This window comes from Bacteroides congonensis (genome assembly GCF_900130125.1).
GTDB classification, from domain to species: domain Bacteria; phylum Bacteroidota; class Bacteroidia; order Bacteroidales; family Bacteroidaceae; genus Bacteroides; species Bacteroides congonensis.
Genome location: NZ_FQXY01000011.1, coordinates 153457 through 172368, shown reverse-complemented (window position 1 = coordinate 172368; position 18912 = coordinate 153457). Strand labels below are relative to the sequence as shown.

The following is an 18912-nucleotide window of genomic DNA, read 5'->3' as shown; positions in this document are numbered from 1 at the left end:
GATGGAAAAGAATCCCGACATTCAGTTCCGCTCACCGGAAGAAATAAAATGCTATCAGGAAGAACAGCTAGCTGAAGCGTTAGCCTATCTGCAAGCACATTCCAAGTTCTACCAACAGATGTTCGAGGAACATCATATCGATATCAACCGGATTCGGAAGATAGAAGACCTGCAACAAATCCCCGTTACCACGAAGACGGATTTGCAACTTCATAATGAAGATTTCATCTGCGTAGGCAAAGAAGAAATCATCGACTACGTGACGACTTCCGGCACATTAGGCGACCCGGTGACTTTCGTCCTCACTTCCGAAGACCTCGACCGCTTATCCTACAACGAGTTTCTATCTTTCACCACCACCGGATGCACCAGGCAGGATATCCTGCAACTGATGACTACCATCGACCGCCGCTTCATGGCAGGACTGGCATATTATATGGGCGCGCGCGAACTCGGCATGGGAGTTATCCGTGTAGGCAACGGCATCCCCGAGCTGCAATGGGATACGATTCGCCGGATACAACCCACTTGCGGAATGGTGGTTCCTTCTTTCCTTATCAAACTGATAGAGTTCGCCGAGAAAAACCATATCGACTATAATGCCTGTTCCATGCAGAAATGTATCTGTATCGGTGAAGCATTGCGCAACCAGGAGTTCCAGTTAAATACGCTCGGACAGAAAATACATGATAAATGGCCTGCCTTGCAACTGTATTCCACGTATGCTTCCACCGAAATGCAGTCATCCTTCACCGAATGCAGCGAATTCCACGGCGGACATCTGCAACCGGAACTTATCATCGTCGAGTTTCTGGATGATAATAACCAGCCTGTTGCCGAGGGAGAAGCAGGCGAAGTGACCATTACGACATTGGGTGTCAAAGGGATGCCGCTGCTCCGCTTCAAAACGGGTGATATCTGTTACCATCACACCTCACCTTGTGCCTGCGGAAGAAACACGATTCGCCTGAGTTCCATCCTCGGTCGGAAAGGGCAAATGATAAAGTACAAAGGCACGACATTATATCCACCCGCATTATTCGATATTCTGGATAATATTCCTTTGGTAAAGAACTACATTATAGAGGTCTACACCAACGAACTGGGTACGGATGAGATTCTGATTCGCATCGGAAGCGAGAACCGCAGCGAGAGTTTTGCCAAGGAGATAAAGGACTTGTTCCGCTCGAAAGTCAGAGTGGCGCCAAGCATCAATTTCGAGTCGGCGGAGTATATCGCCAAGATACAAATGCCACCCATGAGTCGAAAAGCGATTAAATTCATTGATTTACGATAACTTTTTTCTACTTTTGGGAATCGATAACAATATACATAATTCACTTTAACATTAACGTATATGAAAAAACTTATCCTATTCTTATTCTTAAGCACAAGCCTGTTCTGTTTCGGACAAGGCAAAAGTGCATTGAAAGATGTTCAGTCTATCAAATTCTATGGTGTAGACTATTCTCAGGTCAAAGTTTTCGGTGCGGATGAATCACCGCTACAATTCAAAGATGCTTTCAGACGTATCAATGAATTGTTTATCACGGAAGCCAAGAAGTATAATGTAGGCAAACAGTTGAAAAAAGAGGTGACGGAAATTTCACTGGACGCTGTCAATCAGGTAAATCGCAATATTAACGAGTCCGAACTGATGACTACTAAAACAGAGTATAGTCTCGACAAAGAACAAATCAAGACAGCCATCGAAGCACTGCCTATTCAGAAAACGCCCGGCGTAGGCATGGTATTTGTCGCACAATTCCTGGACAAGTCAAAAAACAGAGGTACATATGAAGTCGTATTCTTCAATACCGAAACTAAAGAAATCATTGAGGAATGGATTACAGAAGGAAAAGCAGGTGGATTCGGATTACGTAACTACTGGGCCGGTTCCATTCATAGCGCACTCAAGAAATTATAAACAATTAGAAATAGAATTATGAGAAAACTACTATTATTACTGACTTTATTACTGAGTATCAGTACTTACGTTGCAGCTCAAAACTACACAGAAGTTGTATATCTGAAAAACGGAAGCGTTATCAAAGGAGTTATCATTGAGCAAGTGCCCAATGTTTCTTTAAAGATTAAGACCGGCGACGGCAGTCTCATCATCTGCCAGATGAATGAAGTGGAGAAAATCATTAAAGAGGAAAGATACACAAGAGATTATCGCACCGATATCGACAATCGCAAAGCAGCGAGAAATACACTGAAAGGCTATAAAGGTTTCGTTGACTTCGGTTACATAGCTGATCTTAGTGATTATGATGCGAACAAAGTAGAAATTTCAACTTCCCACGGATACCAGTTCAATAACTATTTCTACTTGGGTGGTGGTGTTGCGGCAGATTTCTATACCGATGCAGACCTGATAGCCGTACCTATCTTTGTTGATTTCAGAGCCAACTTTATCAACAAGAAAGTAACTCCGTTTGCTGATATCAAAACAGGATATTCAGTTGGAGATGTTGAAGGACTGTATGTCTCTACCGGTATCGGAGTACGTTTCTCCCTAAAAGGCAAAAAAGCTCTAAATCTCAAATTGGAATATAACTATCAGCAATATGATTACTATTACAGTGGCTATTATATTAGTTATGACGACACAGCGGATTTGGAAGGTCTTGGATTTAAAGTAGGATTTGAATTCTAGTAGATTTAAGTAACTAATATCCATAATAACAAGCCAAACAAAAGCATGAAAAAGAGAATAACAACAGTTGTATTATTAAGTTGCTTTACTATCCTTTCATACGCACAAAGCATTGTTATGACTTCCGGTTCTATTGATTTCATTAAAGCCCAGAAAACCATTGACTTTTCTTTCTCTTATGAAGAGATGTTGGTAGGCAAGCTAACCGAAAAAGAATATGTAGATAAGAAAGTGTCCGAGTATAACAAGAAAGAAGAGGGCAAAGGCGAGCAATGGAAAGAAGCCTGGTATGGTGACCGCAAAGAGCGGTTTGAACCAAAGTTCTTAGAGCTTTTCGACAAATATATGAGTGAGGTAGGTATCACAGCAGGTACAGAAGGAGCGCAACATCGAATTGAAATCAATACGGACTTCACAGAACCCGGCTGGAATGTAGGTGTCATGCGACAAAATGCCTCGGTCGACTTAAGTTGCAAAGTGAAGAATATTGAAACAGGCGAGCAAGTAGCCTCTATCCGAATACGCAATGCCTCAGCCAATAACTTTTGGGGTACTGATTTTACTTCCGGATATCGCGTTCAGGAAACGTATGCCAAAGCAGGAAGAGAACTTGCCAAATTCTTCATTAAGAAGGCAAAGTTGCGTAAAATAAAAAACTAAAGCCATATATTGCTTTCGGATATTACAATAACGAAAAAGCGAAGTTTCCCTGGAAGTCTCGCTTTTTTTATTTCTCAATACATTAGCACTCAATTAGGGTAATTGCACCAAAAGTTTGTTTCTTTTCTTGCGGTTTCATTCAATACGGTGCAGAAATGAACTAAACTTAGTTTTTCTAAAACTTTATTGGTAGTATACAATGATTTAATCCCCGTTATACATAACTTTATTCGTCTGACAATTGTTAAACTTTCGTCTGACAACTGTTATTCTTTCATCTAACAACTGTCAGACGAAAAAGAAACAGTTGTCAGACGAATAAAGCCATGTATCATTAACCATAAATCCATTAAGCATTAAAAATAAATCTGCACAAGCTCGAAATTAGTTCATAACATAACCGTACGGATTTGATTCATAACCGTACCGGTTTTCTCTAACTCAAATACTGACTCACATTCTTGATTGATAAACCTCTCCCTATTTGATAAGGAATAACTTTCGCAAAACATTAGCCATATCCGTATTATCTCTCCTGCCCGAATAAAGAACAGCCTGCTTGCCTATCGCATACAATGGCACGGGTGCTCCCGTATGAGTTTTAGTTGTCCATCCCAATGATGCCTTCTTATCCAGCAAGGCAATAGCAGCCACCGCTAAAGATTCATCTTTCGCGTAAAGGCTGACCACATCTTTCGACTTCTTCTTCAAGAAAGACTCTTCGTAGCAAACCAATAATTCCAGTTCTTCACGCGGAGTAATCTTAATTTGTTCCCAAAAGCCCAGGTTCTTTTTCAGAAACGCTTTCATGTCTTCCCACGAAGGAATCATCTTTCCGCTTTTCATTTCACGCATAGCAGCAGTCAAGGCTTCTTGTGAACACTTCTGGTATTGGAGCAAGTCTATATTCAAGTTCATATCGGAGTTGCCCAGTCCAAGACCGCCCGTTTCGTGGTCGGCAGTCACTAATATCAATGTCTCGTTCGGATGCTTTTTGTAGAAATCATAAGCCAAGCGGATACATTGGTCGAAATCAATGGTTTCTTTCACAACAGCGCCACCGTCATGGGCATGGGCCGCCCAATCTATTTTTCCGCCTTCTACCATCATAAAGAAACCCTTCTTCGCGGTTTCCTGAAAATTAGCAAGGCAGGCTTTTGTCAAGTCAGGCAAACTCAAGTCTTTTCCAGAACGGTCCATCGCATATTTCAGGCTTTTGCTCACTGTATCGGTTGGGAAGAGAAGAATTTTATCCTTTGCAGTAGCACGGTTATAAGCGTCCATTCCACGAAACATCGTATAGCCTTTCTGATTAAACAGGTCATAAAGGCAAGGCGCCGAAAGGTTCCGCTTGCTGCGAGGTTCGAGCAATCCCGCCCCGCCGAAGAAATCGAAACCGGAATTGGCGGCATCCACTCCTATTTCGTAATACATAGAACGGTCGGGCTGTGAAGCATAGAATCCACCGGGGGTAGCGTGATCGATAGAGGCAGAGGTGATTATTCCTATTTTATAACCTTTATCTTTCAGTTGGCGTGCCAGGGATTTTAACCCGTGATTCTTTTCCGCATCCATTCCGATTACATAGTTCGTCGTTTTTTCTCCGGTAGCCAAAGCGGTAGCCGCAGCGGATGAACACGTAATCAAGTGAGAAGCCGAACGCGTGCATACTTGAGTCAATACAGGGAAAGTGGGAAATAGCAGCGAGCGTTCGCCCGTATCTGTTCCTACTTTCTCCGCATAAATTTGGGTTGCTTCCACATGGTTGAATCCCATGCCGTCACCGATAAACAAGAAGATATATTTGGGGACTTGTGCTCCGTTTACAACGACACTACACAGTAATAATAGCCCGAACAGGGACAATCTTAAAAGTTTCTTCATTTCATTTTCCATTTTATTCGCAGCTTTAAGTCGTGCGATAGCTAATAAATAATAAGGTTATTCATAAATATAAATGATGTTGGGCACTCCGCGTTCTCCGGCATGGTCGAAACGTTTATTATCACAAGGATAATTGACGACACCATTCTCCGGTACTCCCGACAGCCATAATGTTGTGGAACCGCCACCGTCCAGGTTCAACGCATCCTTACCGCCTAATATCCGAAGCAAGTGTGCCAGTTCGGGGATATTAACCCCTTCGGCACGCCCCGGAAAACGTCCGTTCACCGTGACAAGCAGTATCTTTCCATCCTTCGTCATGCAAACAGCACTACGGGGATGCTTGTTCTGAACAAAGTCCTTTCCACATAAGCTCCAGTCGCATACCCGACCGTCTTTTAATAATAACGGACCGGATGCCAATATTGTACCCACCTTTCGCTTATATTTTTTCTCTATCTGTCTGTTCCAGGGAATCAGCTTCATCTTTCCGTTCCGTTCATAAATGGCTCCCGTGACACGTAGTTTAAACTCGTTTATCGTTGTCGTATCAATCACTTGCCTGTCTGTTTTCAGGAAACAGACAGAATTCCCATGCTTCATATCAAAATAAGAACCATTGATTGCCGCAAGCGCATGATGTTCGGAAGCTATCCGGCTTGTCTTTTTCATACCGTCCGATAGAGCAATACCCGCTTTCATCCCTTTGCCGGGGTCAATCTCTATCAGGTTGATAACTTGGGGGCACTGATAAAGCTGAGGTATAGACGCACTCTTGTGGATAATTCCTTTTTGAGCATGTATTATCTCCCATTGTGCGGAAACGATTGCCAAAGAATCTGATGCAGTCTGCCCTTTCAATGTTCCGACGGAACAAAGAGCTAAGACAAGGATAACGAAGTATTTTCTCATTGTAAACAGACAGATAAATGTGTTAAGTTAATAAATTAATCAAGTTATTTTATTCAGTAAGACTATTTCCTTGCATTATCCAAGCAGCTTTCCGGGTTGCATATTGCGACCATGCCTTAATATCCGCAGGTATCTGTCCACTCAACTGATTATCATTCACTCTGAATATACCAGTCGAACCACTCTTCTCGATTACCGTTCCATATCCGTAAGGGATACTTCCACTGAATCCGTTGGTATAAATCATAAACTCTTTCAGGCTCTTCCAAGTGGTCGGTTTATTGTTTCCGTCTAACGGAATAACCGGAAGCGGTCCGCTCAAATTATTGCAATATGCCTTTATTGTCACCATACCGGGGATATTTATCAACATATCCAGATTGCCGGTAAACGTGTTGTTAAATCCGGCCGGAGTGGAAGTTGGATGATTTGAGATGTTAAAGCTAGTCAATAATTCACATTCTCCCAAAGATTCCGGCAAGTTTCCGCTTGCAGCAGATTCTATTATCCATAAAGTGGTCAACTGGGACAGTTGTCCTATTTCCTCTGGAATACCTGCTAACTTCTGATGTTTGAACTTTATGCTTCTCAGTTCCGACAAGTTGCATAAGGGGATAATATCTCCTTCGATATTATTCGGGGACTGAATATCAATCTCAACCACCCTCTTATTCTCAAACTTCAATCCGAACCAGTTTGTCGGGTTAGTTTCCAGTGGAGCGTCAAAGTTCCATTTCTTCGTCCAGTTATCCCCGTTCGCACTTTCGTAGAACATTCTCAGGTAATCGATGTCTCCCAAGGGTTTCTTATCCTGCGTTATCGTCAGTACGTCGGTAATCCCATTCGAACCTTTCAGGTACAATGAGGCGGTACGTCCCTCGTCTATATCCGTATAAGGGTCAATCGCCAATTTCAGTTCCGATTCATTGATGACGCCCGGAGTAATTGCTGCCCCGTCGGTAACGTGTATCCAGTCGCATCCTTCAGATAGTTCGTATGTGTAAGTAACCATTGTCGAAAAAGGTATCACCTCTTCCGCACTGCCTTCCGCACCTACTTTCACCGCACGTTTTTTTAGAGCGATGCCCACTCCTTCCTGTACCACTTTCAGCTTTGTTTCGGCACCTTCGATAATCCAGCCTGCAATTTCCGCTTCGCGGGGAGCTACATTCGCATTTTTGGATACCGATATTCTGAAACTTCCCGTCCCCATCCCGTTCGATGAAAGCAAGTCAATCCAAGTGACGGAAGTCTTCACACGCCAAGGCAGATTGGATTCGATATCCACCGTATATTCCTTTTCTTCCAACGGAAGATTCAGCGTTCCGTCCGCAAACTTCAAATCCGGTTCGGGCATTGTACGTCCCGTATCATCCGTAAAGTCCTGACAGCTTGCCATACCCATCAGCAAGGACAGACAACAGATGATTCCCCATAGACCTTGCCGGCAACTATACATTCTATTATTTCGTATCATAATGATTCAACTATTAAGATTCAAACTATTAATTATCGGTCACCACCAACAGTCCGTTGGCAACCGCTCTTTCGACACCGCCATTATCATAAGGCCAATTGCGGATAGCAAAACGGTCCTCTTCAAATCCCGCCTTCGAGCGGATAATGAACGTAGACGAACCACCGCCATCCAGATTGATAGCATCCTTCGCTCCCAACGCTTTCATGACAGCTCCCATTTCAGCATACCTCATGCCGTTGGAGTACCAAAAGTTACGTCCGTCGGCAACCAAAATATAAACGACATTATTGTCCGTCACGCCGATAGCCGTCCGGGGTTCCAGTGCCGTTGATGTCTGAGGAAGCACATTCCCGTTCGTCATCAAACGCACGCGACCGCCCACCGCTTCCAGAATCTCATCCTTATAAGTATCATATTCGTCATACGAGCCAATCACCGCCTTCTTACCCTTCGTGACGGCAAAGAAAGTACATACATTATCGGTCATCGTATTCTTCAGACATACTCCGTTCCGGTAGTAAATGCCTTGCGGTGTTCCGTCCGTAGCAAAGAAATCACCATTCACGGCAGCCAGAACACGGCTGCCCTGTTTGTCGTGTGCCAATGCCTGCAACGTCATTTGTTGTTTCGTCTTGAGCTTGCCTTCGTCTTTGGGAGACGAAGCCTTCATCGTCAGATGCGTGTCTTTCAAATCGACTTCCAGGACAAACATCTTTACCGCCATACCTGTGGCAGAAAGGATTTCCATCTCCAAAGCCTTTACACCCGGAGCCAACGTGTAAGTAGTGTCCGAGAAATATTGTCCGACGTATCCGTCACTTCCGGCAATTATCTTCTGTCCCAACTCCGTTTTCGCGCCCTCGGTGGAATAGACGGTCAGGTCTTCATCATTATTGCATCCCGTCCATAGCAGACAACCCAAAAGAAGAAGAGCGGAATCATATATCAGTTTTTTCATCATTTTGTCTCTTTAATAAGTATAAATACAATCATTATCAATATCCGGGATTCGGCTCCAGGTTCGGATTCGAAATCATTTCCTTGCCCGGTATAGGCAATACCAACTGATAATCTTTCAGTCCAAGCATTGTCTTTGCCTTATTCGTACGTATGAGGTCATAATATCTGAAACCTTCAGCAAGCAGTTCCTTCCGGCGTTCGTCCAGAATATATTCTATAAATTCGTCTTCATCCTTCGGATTTACGGCGTCCAGCCCGCGTTCTTTCCGCAATTCGTTCAGCCGTCCCAGACCTTTGAAGAGTCCTTGCGCTTCCGCACTTATCAGGTACATTTCAGCCAAACGACTCATCACTACCGGGTCGGTACCGGTCTGTCCGCTCGGATATTTATTGATACAAGGTTCGGCACCTACATTGATAATGGAAACTTCTTTCCGTTTATCCTTGTCGTCATACATATTCATTACGTCGTTCGTGGGACGATACACATAGCTGCCGTGATTGGGATGAGCATATGTATAGAATAAGGTGGAAATGGTGATATTCGATTCTTCTGCCAGACATTGGAAAGAGAAGATGACTTCCGAATTTGCCTGTCCCCGGAATATCTTATCGAAGCTGTCCAGTTTATACTTCCCATTTGTTATCAGGCTCTCGGCCAAAGCAGCAGCTTCCGTCAGTTTTCCACGTTCCAGCATTACACGGGCTTTCAGAGCTACGGCAGCATCCCGGGACACATAATAATAACTTGAAGACGTGCCCAGGAAAGCAAGCGCCGTTTCGAGTTCCTCTTCAATAAATGCCCATACGGCTTCTTCCGGATCACGGAAAGGCTTTTCCATGGTATTCACTTTCTGAATAGGGACACCGCCCCAACGGGTCACCAGCGCGTGGTAAATGTATGCCCTGAAATAATGTGCTTCTCCGATAATCAGATTCCGCAGGTCGGATTCGGGAAGGTCTTCTACGATGGAAATTACATTATTCACCTGATATAGAGCATTGTAATAGCCGTTCCAACTAGTAGCGACTATTGAATTCAAAGAAGAAAGTACCGAGTTTATCAAGTCTCTTGCATTTCCCGTACTTTGGGTCAAGTCACCGCCTAATATATCGAAGGTGATGTATGATTCGCGTGCCGGAGAGTTCTGCACTTTATTGTACATCCCCATTCGCAGGGCAGACAGGTCTTTGGGAGTCACGCTTCCCGGCGATACGGCAGAATGCGATTCAATATCCAGCATACCGCTGCATGAAGTCCACAACAGGCATCCGAGAAATATATAAATAATCTTTTTCATCATTGTGAGCGTTTATGATTAGAAACTAAGGTTTATTCCGAAATTGACCGAACGTGAAGGCGGCACTCCGTACAAGTCGACTCCAAAGAACTGCGGATCCATATTCTTACTCACTTCCGGATCCCAACCGGAGTATTTGGAGAACAGCAGCAGGTTGTCTCCCTGAACGTACATACGAAGCCCTTTCAGGCGAATCTTCTGTAACATTACTTGCGGGAATGTATAACTGAATGTCAGAGAACGCAGACGGATAAAAGAACCGTCTTCCAGAAAACGGGTGGAGTTCTTGCTATTGTGTCCGCACAATGTATTGACCGCACGCGGATATTTATCCGAACTTCCCGGAGCTGTCCAGCGATTCTTCGCGACATCTTCCGTGATAGCCATCCGGTAACCCGGACGGGTAGCTGTCACCGCCCATTCGGCATATACATCGTTGCCATACATATAGGTGAAGAATACATCCAACTGGAATCCTTTATACTTGAAAGTATTGTTCCATCCACCGAAGAAATCGGGATTGGAAGAACCTGTCAGCACACGGTCGTTATCATTGATAATGCCATTGTTATCCACGTCATGGTATTTCACGTCACCGGCACGGACGCCCAAGTCATACAAGGGTTGCGGCACTTCGCCGTCATATTGATAGAGACCGTCCATTTGGAACAGGTAGAAAGCCCCCAGTTCCTTACCCACTTTCAAAGCGCGGTTGGCGCCTATCGGAAGCAAATCATCTCCCAGCAATTTAGTAAGCTTATTCTTGTTGTGGGATATATTGAAAGAAGAAGTCCAGTTCACCTTGCCGATATTCATATGCCCGTTTATTGAAAACTCGACACCATAATTCCGCATGGAACCGATATTACTGGTGATACTGGTAAATCCACTTGTACCGTGCAGGGGCATTGAATAAAGAAGGTTGTTCGTATTCTTCAGATATATATCCGCAATCATGTTCAGCTTTCCGTTCCAGAAGCCGAGGTCGAAACCGAAGTCATACTGGTCGGCGGTTTCCCACGTCAGTTTGTTGTTTCCCATACTGGTGACCGCCATACCGCTATTATTGCCGTAGTTGATGCCACCGGACATCAACGGTTGCCAGGCATAGTTGCCGATTCCATCCTGATTTCCGGTCTTTCCATAACTCAGGCGGAACTTCAAGTCTGTCTGAGGGAATTTCCAGAAAGATTCTTTTGAAACATTCCATCCTAGAGAAACGGAAGGGAAGTATCCGTAACGGTCGGAAGGAGCAAAACGGGAAGAACCGTCCGAACGCATGGTCACATTCAAGATGTAACGGTCTAAATAAGACAGATTGATACGTCCGAAGTAAGACTCCATGGCAAACTCGGAGATACCGCCCGAAGCGTTATAGATTTCGGAAGCCGTGCCTACCGTATCAAATACCGGAGAAGGGAAACCGCGTCCGTCAATGGAAGACGTACGGGTGGACATCTTCTGGAAAGAATGTCCCAGCATCAAACCCGCTTCAAAATCACCGAACTTATCATTATAGTTGAATACATTCTCTATCAATAAGTTCTTCACCAGGCGGTTGTACTCCACAATACGTCCGCCGCCTGCTCCATAAGGATGATTCTCATTGTAGTACACATAGTCATACGTATATCCGATGTCGGTGCTGACAGAGTTTTTCAGACTGAACTTCTTGTATTTTAAGTCGGCATTGAACGTTCCTAAATAACGGTAGGTATCAATATAGGATACTTCTTCATTCAGAATCTGAAGTGGATTATGACGTGCCAGTTCGTCGGTTCCACCTAAATAATAGTCACCGTTCGGTTTGTACGGACGGTCGAAAGGACGTTGTTCAACGGCACGGGCTACAATGGTAGAACCGATATTGGCTCCCGGAACACGATTGTTTTTCAGATAATTACCGCTGACATTAGCACCGACTTCCAACCAGGAAGTCATTTCGTGACTAATCTTGGCTTTCAGATTGATTTTGGTTATGTCATTGGTCTTGATTATACCTTCCTGATAATTGTAGTTGGCTCCCACATAGAATTTAGTTTTCTTGCTTCCGCCGGAGAAGGAGAGGTCTACATTGTAAGAATGTCCCACTTGAGTAATCAAATCCAGCCAATCCGTATCGGGTAATCCCTGGAATGGGTTGGAGATGGGAACCACATAACCCGCAGAACCTACGGTGTAACCATTCTGACGATTATAACGTTCGACTCCATCGTTGTAGGTTTCTACATACAAGTCGGAATCCGCATATTTGATGCGTCCTTTATTGGCGAATTTGGAAATTCCCGTACTGACATTCAAACGAATATCCGAACGTCCCTCTTTACCGGATTTTGTGGTAATCACTACGACCCCATTGGTGGCACGCGAACCGTAGATAGCTGCCGAAGCCGCATCTTTCAGTACTTCGATAGATTCAATATCCGTCAGGTTCAATACCGCCATCGAGCTTAAATCTTCTCCCATATTAAATAAGGAAGCATTACTGTTGAGGATGGGTATCCCGTCTACCACATAAAGCGGTTCATTGCTGGCGCTCAAAGAGGCGGCACCACGAATGCTCATTCGTTCGGAACTTCCCAGGTTGCCTGAGCCGGTCGATACCGTGACACCCGCTACACGTCCCTGCAATAATTCACTCGGTGTCAACACCGGACGCATATTCGATTCTGTCGGTTTGAAAGAGCTGATAGCATTCGTAACCAACGCTTTGCGCTGTGTTCCGTATCCCACTACGACCACTTCATTCAATGCTTTCGAATCTTCGTCCAAAGTCACATTGATGGTCTGCTGCGCTTTCACCGGATATTCCATGCTCTTATATCCCAGAAATGAAAAGACCAAGGTGGCATTATCGGGAACTTCGAGGCTGTACTTGCCATTTATATCGGTGATTGTACCGATAGTAGTGCCTTTGACCGACACATTACACCCAACGATAACCTCGCCCGAATATTCCTTGACTTGTCCGGTCACTCTTCTTCTGTTCTGCACAGGATTTTGCACTTCTGCTTGTTTTTTCGTAAGGATGATGTGCTTCCCTTCCATCGTGTAGGAGAATTCCGTACCGTGCAACGCATCCAGCAGCAGACTTGCCACTGTCCCGTCTTGAGTAGAAATGGAAACTTTCCGTTTCAGACTAACTTCACGTTCATTGTAAATAAACAAATAGTCTGTTTGCTTTTCAATCTGCCTGATGATTTCGGCCAATGTTGCGGTTCCTTTATTCATCGTAACTTTTTGATTCTGAGAATAGCTGTTCAAAGCATACGTCTCAAAGATAATGAATAACAGGAAAAAGACAGTTAACCTCATAATTCTTAAAATTTGAGTACAGTGTGTTTTTCTATGGACAATACGTCCACACCAAAGATTATTTTTCATATCTTTGCCTAGAGTTATTAAGTTAATACATAAAGATTTGTAACAGATGTCGAGTCTTTTTTATTGACTTCTCACATATCGGTAAGTGTTGCAGCATTTACCGATATTTCTGTTTTGATGGGGCTGGTTCTCTTGCTCTCATTCCGGGTGTTTCTTTTTTAGATTAAATACTAGGGTTAATTTAATAGATAATTATCTGGTTTTTCTCATCGTCCTGCGTATAGTTGAATTTGACGTACTTCTGCAATACCTTCATCACGTGCTCGATTCCTTCTTTCTGACGGAATTTACCGGTACACGGGCGGGAAGCGATTTCCTCGTTCTTATTAATAATCTTCACTTCATAATATTGCTCCAGTTTCTTGAAGACAGTTTCCAACGGCTCATCCTTGAAGGAATAGATACCCATTCTCCACAAAAAATCATTGTCCGATGAAAAAGTCTCCTTATAGAGTTTTCCGTTTTTAGCTTCCACCTTTTCATGAGGTTTCAAGGTCACTTCATGTTGTGTATCCGGTTGGTAGACAGTTACCTTTCCTTCTATCAGAGATGTTTCGAACATATCGGAATTCGGATAGGCGGATACGTTGAAAGTGGTTCCCAATACCCGGATGTCATATTTCTCCGTTTCAACAATGAAAGGGTGTTTCTCGTCATGAGCCACTTCGAAGTACCCTTCTCCTTCCAAAGTCACTTTTCTGTTTTTAGAGTGGAAGCCGTTGGCGGGGTATTTCAATGTGGAGTTGGAGTTGAGCCAAACAGTTGTCCCGTCGGCTAATATCAGACTGGCACGCTGCCCTGCCGGAACGGTTACCGTCTGCACATCGGTAGAATGTTCCAACCGATAGTCCTGATATTCCTTATGGATAATAAAAGCGAGCATGGCAACCACCGCGGCTATCTTCATCGATGCCCAAAGATACCGCATTACAGGTTTCTTCTTTTCCGTATTCTTCGAATCCCGGCTGTCAACGTTTCCATTCCAAAGAGTTGCGTTATAAATGCGATGCAACTGCATCAGTTGTTCACGATGTTCTTCGCTCTCCCTCATCCAACGTATCACTTCCTTCTTTTCTTCGGGAAGTACGTCACCGGCAATATATTTATTAAGTAGTCTTACGTCCATATAGCGTTCTATTATCCAAAGCATTTATCCGCCTTGTACATAATAGACACGCCAGAAAAGAAGTTCACTAGTTGAAAAGATGAAAAAAGTGAGTTTTTCTTCCATCAGCAGGTTATTAATGGTCAGGACAGTACTTCTCCACTCCTTATCTATTAATAGACTAGGGATAAAGCAGTACTTTATTAAAAGAAGAAGAGATAAAGATAATCTTTCAGACTGACACGTAAGGCTTTCAGAGCCTTACTGATATGATAATCGACACCTTTGACACTGATATTCAATGCGTCGGCTATCTCTTTTATGGATTTGTTCTCATAACGGCTCATTCTGAAAACATTCCGGGTTTGCAACGGCAGGGTATCCAACGTCCGGTTGACAATCCGGTCTATTTCTTCCGAGAAAATATCCGTCGGATTGCAGGCGTCCAAAGAAGAGATGCGGAAATCAAGTTCATAAAGCTCATCATTCAAGATATTCTCACGAGCTTCCATCCGCAGGTGTTCGTTCCGCAGATGATTCAACGACTGGTTCTTTACTACGGTCATCAGGAAAGCACGGACATTATCCACTTCTTCCGTCTTCATCGTAGTCCATAAAGAAATCATTGCTTCGGAAGCTATGTCCTTCGACAGCATTTCATCATGGAGATAGGATTTAGCGAACAGGAAGCAACGTTGATAATACTCTGAATAGATATTATCAAATGTCATATTGGAGTCTGTGACGTTACCCGGCTTTCTCATTTATCAGATACATATTGGTGGAGCAAAGATAAATAAAAGAAAGTTACCCTTGAAATATTTTCGTCATATCTACTCCCACTTCCCGTTTTTTTCGTACTTTTACCCCTCGTTGGAAAGAAGTGCCTTTCTCAACCCCTGAGAGCAGAAAAAGAAAAAACAATATATAAAATGAATCACAAATGGAATTATCGACCCATTACACCCGAACAGGCAGAGACAAGCCAAACATTGGCCCAGGAATTAGGGATTAGCCCGATACTTGGACAACTTTTGGTGCAGCGGGGAATAACGAAGGCAACGGACGCCAAGAAGTTTTTCCGCCCGCAATTGCCCGACCTGCATGACCCGTTCCTGATGAAGGACATGGATATTGCAGTAGAACGTCTGAACAAGGCGATGGGAAAGAAAGAACGTATTCTAATTTATGGAGATTATGACGTAGACGGTACTACCGCCGTGGCACTGGTCTACAAGTTTATTCAACAGTTCTATTCGAACCTTGATTATTACATACCCGACCGCTACAACGAAGGGTATGGCATTTCTAAAAAAGGAATAGACTATGCCGCTGAAACCGGTGTAGGACTGATTATCGTACTCGATTGCGGAATAAAAGCAGTAGAGGAAATTACGTATGCCAAAGAGAAAGGCATTGATTTCATCATTTGCGACCATCATGTGCCGGATGATATTCTGCCGCCTGCCGTAGCTATTTTGAATGCTAAACGCCTGGACAATACGTATCCGTACACTCACCTTTCCGGTTGTGGTGTCGGTTTCAAGTTTATGCAGGCATTCGCTATCAATAACGGTATCGAGTTTCACCACTTGATTCCGCTGCTTGACATCGTAGCGGTAAGTATCGCATCGGACATTGTGCCGATTATGGGCGAAAACCGCATTCTTGCCTTTCATGGCTTGAAGCAATTGAACAGCAACCCGAGTATCGGAATGAAAGCCATTATCGACGTATGCGGACTTTCTGAAAAGGAAATCACCGTCAGCGATATTGTTTTCAAAATCGGGCCGCGCATCAATGCGTCGGGACGTATCCAGAACGGAAAAGAAGCGGTGGACTTACTGACGGAAAAAGACTTCTCAGCCGCGCTTGAGAAGGCCGGACAAATCAATCAGTATAACGAGACTCGCAAAGACCTCGACAAGAGTATGACGGAAGAGGCGAACAAAATCGTTGCCAACCTGGAAGGGCTGGCCGACCGCCGTTCTATCGTGCTTTACAATGAGGAATGGCATAAAGGCGTGATTGGTATCGTAGCTTCCCGGTTGACGGAAGTGTATTATCGCCCTGCCGTGGTGCTGACCCGGACGGATGATATGGCAACCGGTTCCGCACGTTCCGTCTCCGGTTTTGATGTATATAAGGCGATTGAGCATTGCCGGGACTTACTGGAGAATTTTGGCGGGCATACCTATGCCGCCGGACTGTCTATGAAAGTAGAGAATGTGGATGCTTTCACCAAGCGGTTTGAGGAATATGTCTCACAACATATCCTGCCGGAACAGACGAGTGCCGTTATTGACATTGATGCCGAGATCGATTTCAGGGATATTTCTCCCAAGTTCTTCAATGACCTGAAGAAGTTCAATCCTTTCGGCCCTGATAATTTGAAACCTGTCTTCTGTACGCATCATGTCTACGATTATGGAACGAGCAAAGTGGTGGGGCGCGACCAGGAGCATATCAAGCTGGAACTGGTTGACAATAAATCGAACAATGTAATGAACGGTATCGCATTCGGGCAAAGCTCACACGTGCGTTATATCAAGACCAAACGTTCGTTCGACATCTGTTACACCATCGAAGAGAATACCCATAAACGTGGTGAAGTCCAACTTCAAATCGAGGATATAAGACCGATTGAATAAGTATCAGGAGATATTAAAACAATACTGGGGATATGACTCTTTCCGCGACTTGCAGGAAGAGATCATTACCAGTATCGGCGAAGGTAAAGATACATTGGGACTGATGCCGACCGGTGGCGGCAAGTCCATCACATTTCAAGTACCTGCCCTCGCCCAGGAAGGGCTTTGTATCGTCATTACCCCGCTTATCGCCTTGATGAAGGATCAGGTGCATAACCTGCGAAAACGGGGTATCAAAGCGCTTGCCGTATATTCCGGCATGACACGCCAGGAGATTATCACCGCACTTGAGAACTGTATCTTCGGTGATTACAAATTCCTCTATATCTCTCCGGAACGTCTGGATACGGAAATATTCCGTATCAAACTGCGTTCCATGAAGGTATCCATGATTACCGTGGACGAGAGCCACTGTATCTCGCAATGGGGATACGACTTCCGCCCCGCTTATCTGAAGATAGCGGAAATACGGGAGTTATTGCCGGGAGTTCCGGTACTTGCACTTACCGCTACCGCGACTCCGGAAGTCGTGAAAGATATTCAAGCCCGCCTGAATTTCCATGAAGGAAATGTTTTCCGTATGAGTTTCGAACGGAAGAACCTGGCGTATATTGTCCGCAAGACGGATAATAAGACAAGCGAATTATTACATATCTTACGAAGAATACCGGGTAGTGCCATTATTTATGCCCGTAACAGACGACGAACCAAAGAAATCACCGAACTGTTGGTAAACGAAGACATTACCGCTGATTTCTATCATGCCGGACTCGATAATGCCGTGAAAGACCTCCGGCAGAAACGCTGGCAAAATGGAGAGGTTCGCGTAATGGTGGCGACAAACGCTTTCGGAATGGGCATTGACAAGCCTGATGTCCGCATTGTACTGCATCTCGATCTTCCCGATTCTCCCGAAGCATATTTTCAAGAAGCCGGACGTGCGGGAAGAGACGGGGAAAAGGCTTACGCTGTCATCTTATATTCCAAATCAGATAAGACAACGCTGCATAAACGGGTAGTGGATACTTTTCCCGACAAAGAATATATCCTCAATGTCTACGAACATTTGCAGTATTATTACCAGATGGCGATGGGCGACGGATTCCAGTGTGTCCGCGAATTCAATATCGAGGAATTTTGCCGGAAGTTCAAATACTTTCCGGTGCCGGTAGACAGTGCGCTGAAAATACTGTCCCAAGCCGGTTATCTGGAATATACGGACGAACAGGACAATGCGTCGCGTATCCTGTTTACGCTTCGGCGGGACGAGTTGTACAAGTTGCGCGAAATGGGGGCGGAAACGGAAGCACTGATACAGACCATTCTCCGTTCGTACACAGGCGTGTTCACCGACTATGCCTATATCAGCGAAGCATCCCTGTCCATACGTACCGGACTGACACGTGAAAAAATCTACAATATACTCGTGACGCTGACCAAACGCCGTATCGTGGATTATATTCCCCGCAAAAAGACACCTTATATTATATACACGCGCGAACGTCAGGAACTTCGTTTCGTACATATTCCGCCTTCTGTCTACGAAGAACGCAAAGTCCGCTATGAAGCGCGCATCAAGGCGATGGAAGAATATGTCACTTCGGAAAATGTATGCCGCAGCCGGATGCTACTCCGCTACTTCGGGGAGAAAAATGAACATAACTGCGGACAATGCGATGTTTGTATCAGCCATCGTGCAACGGATGCTACCCTATCCGAAGACTCTTTTGAAGAACTGAAACAGCAAATCACAGAATTACTGGCACAGAAACCGCTGCTCCCTGTAGAGATAGCTAATAAAATAGAAGCGGAAAGAGAGAGAGTCGCGGAAGTCATCCATCATTTATTGGAAGAAGGCGCATTGAAGATGCAGGATGGAATGATACATATTTCAAAATAAGTTATTACTTTTG

14 protein-coding genes are annotated in these 18912 nt (G+C 44.4%); 6 read left to right on the top strand and 8 right to left on the bottom strand.

Going from position 1 to position 18912, the window contains the following annotated elements; all coding sequences use genetic code 11:
• Nucleotide 1 precedes the first annotated feature (1 nt).
• The 4 genes from BQ7997_RS18260 to BQ7997_RS18245 are packed head-to-tail and all read left to right on the top strand — an operon-like array spanning nucleotide 2 to nucleotide 3322.
• Entirely contained in the window at nucleotides 2-1297 is a 1296-nt protein-coding gene (locus tag BQ7997_RS18260) for a flexirubin biosynthesis putative acyl-CoA ligase FlxY (protein ID WP_024986840.1), read from the top strand.
• A 60-nt stretch (nucleotides 1298-1357) separates the two neighbouring features.
• Nucleotides 1358-1927 carry a hypothetical protein gene (locus BQ7997_RS18255; protein ID WP_073347573.1) on the top strand — a complete coding sequence of 190 codons (570 nt, stop codon included), beginning with the start codon at nucleotides 1358-1360 and terminating at the stop codon, nucleotides 1925-1927.
• Nucleotides 1928-1945: 18 nt separating this feature from the next.
• Entirely contained in the window at nucleotides 1946-2662 is a 717-nt protein-coding gene (locus tag BQ7997_RS18250) for a DUF481 domain-containing protein (protein ID WP_073347572.1), read from the top strand.
• Nucleotides 2663-2707: 45 nt separating this feature from the next.
• Nucleotides 2708-3322 carry a hypothetical protein gene (locus BQ7997_RS18245; protein ID WP_073347571.1) on the top strand — a complete coding sequence of 205 codons (615 nt, stop codon included), beginning with the start codon at nucleotides 2708-2710 and terminating at the stop codon, nucleotides 3320-3322.
• A 480-nt stretch (nucleotides 3323-3802) separates the two neighbouring features.
• Here BQ7997_RS18245 and BQ7997_RS18240 read toward each other — a convergent pair whose 3' ends face one another.
• From BQ7997_RS18240 to BQ7997_RS18205, 8 genes are all read right to left on the bottom strand, one after another.
• Nucleotides 3803-5206, bottom strand: a complete 1404-nt coding sequence (locus BQ7997_RS18240; protein ID WP_073348442.1) for an alkaline phosphatase — start codon at nucleotides 5204-5206, stop codon at nucleotides 3803-3805.
• A gap of 57 nt (nucleotides 5207-5263) precedes the next feature.
• Nucleotides 5264-6118 carry a phosphodiester glycosidase family protein gene (locus BQ7997_RS18235; protein ID WP_073347570.1) on the bottom strand — a complete coding sequence of 285 codons (855 nt, stop codon included), beginning with the start codon at nucleotides 6116-6118 and terminating at the stop codon, nucleotides 5264-5266.
• Nucleotides 6119-6167: 49 nt separating this feature from the next.
• The gene (locus tag BQ7997_RS18230; RefSeq protein ID WP_073347569.1) at nucleotides 6168-7595 is read right to left on the bottom strand and encodes a BACON domain-containing protein; all 1428 of its coding nucleotides are present in this window, start codon (nucleotides 7593-7595) and stop codon (nucleotides 6168-6170) included.
• A gap of 28 nt (nucleotides 7596-7623) precedes the next feature.
• The gene (locus BQ7997_RS18225) at nucleotides 7624-8559 is read right to left on the bottom strand and encodes a phosphodiester glycosidase family protein (RefSeq protein WP_073347568.1); all 936 of its coding nucleotides are present in this window, start codon (nucleotides 8557-8559) and stop codon (nucleotides 7624-7626) included.
• A 34-nt stretch (nucleotides 8560-8593) separates the two neighbouring features.
• A complete protein-coding gene (locus BQ7997_RS18220; RefSeq protein ID WP_083589299.1) occupies nucleotides 8594-9862 on the bottom strand; it encodes a RagB/SusD family nutrient uptake outer membrane protein in 1269 nt (422 codons plus the stop codon).
• Between the two features lie 15 nt (nucleotides 9863-9877).
• Entirely contained in the window at nucleotides 9878-13090 is a 3213-nt protein-coding gene (locus BQ7997_RS18215; RefSeq protein WP_083589350.1) for a TonB-dependent receptor, read from the bottom strand.
• Between the two features lie 334 nt (nucleotides 13091-13424).
• A complete protein-coding gene (locus tag BQ7997_RS18210) occupies nucleotides 13425-14369 on the bottom strand; it encodes a FecR family protein (RefSeq protein ID WP_073347566.1) in 945 nt (314 codons plus the stop codon).
• Nucleotides 14370-14551: 182 nt separating this feature from the next.
• Entirely contained in the window at nucleotides 14552-15112 is a 561-nt protein-coding gene (locus tag BQ7997_RS18205) for an RNA polymerase sigma-70 factor (protein WP_073347565.1), read from the bottom strand.
• 168 nt (nucleotides 15113-15280) lie between these two features.
• On the opposite strand from BQ7997_RS18205, the gene recJ reads away from it, so the two are divergent.
• A complete protein-coding gene (recJ, locus tag BQ7997_RS18200) occupies nucleotides 15281-16999 on the top strand; it encodes a single-stranded-DNA-specific exonuclease RecJ (RefSeq protein WP_044654326.1) in 1719 nt (572 codons plus the stop codon).
• The gene (locus BQ7997_RS18195) at nucleotides 16992-18899 is read left to right on the top strand and encodes a RecQ family ATP-dependent DNA helicase (RefSeq protein ID WP_073347564.1); all 1908 of its coding nucleotides are present in this window, start codon (nucleotides 16992-16994) and stop codon (nucleotides 18897-18899) included. Before recJ ends, BQ7997_RS18195 begins: the two co-directional genes overlap by 8 nt.
• Nucleotides 18900-18912 lie beyond the last annotated feature (13 nt).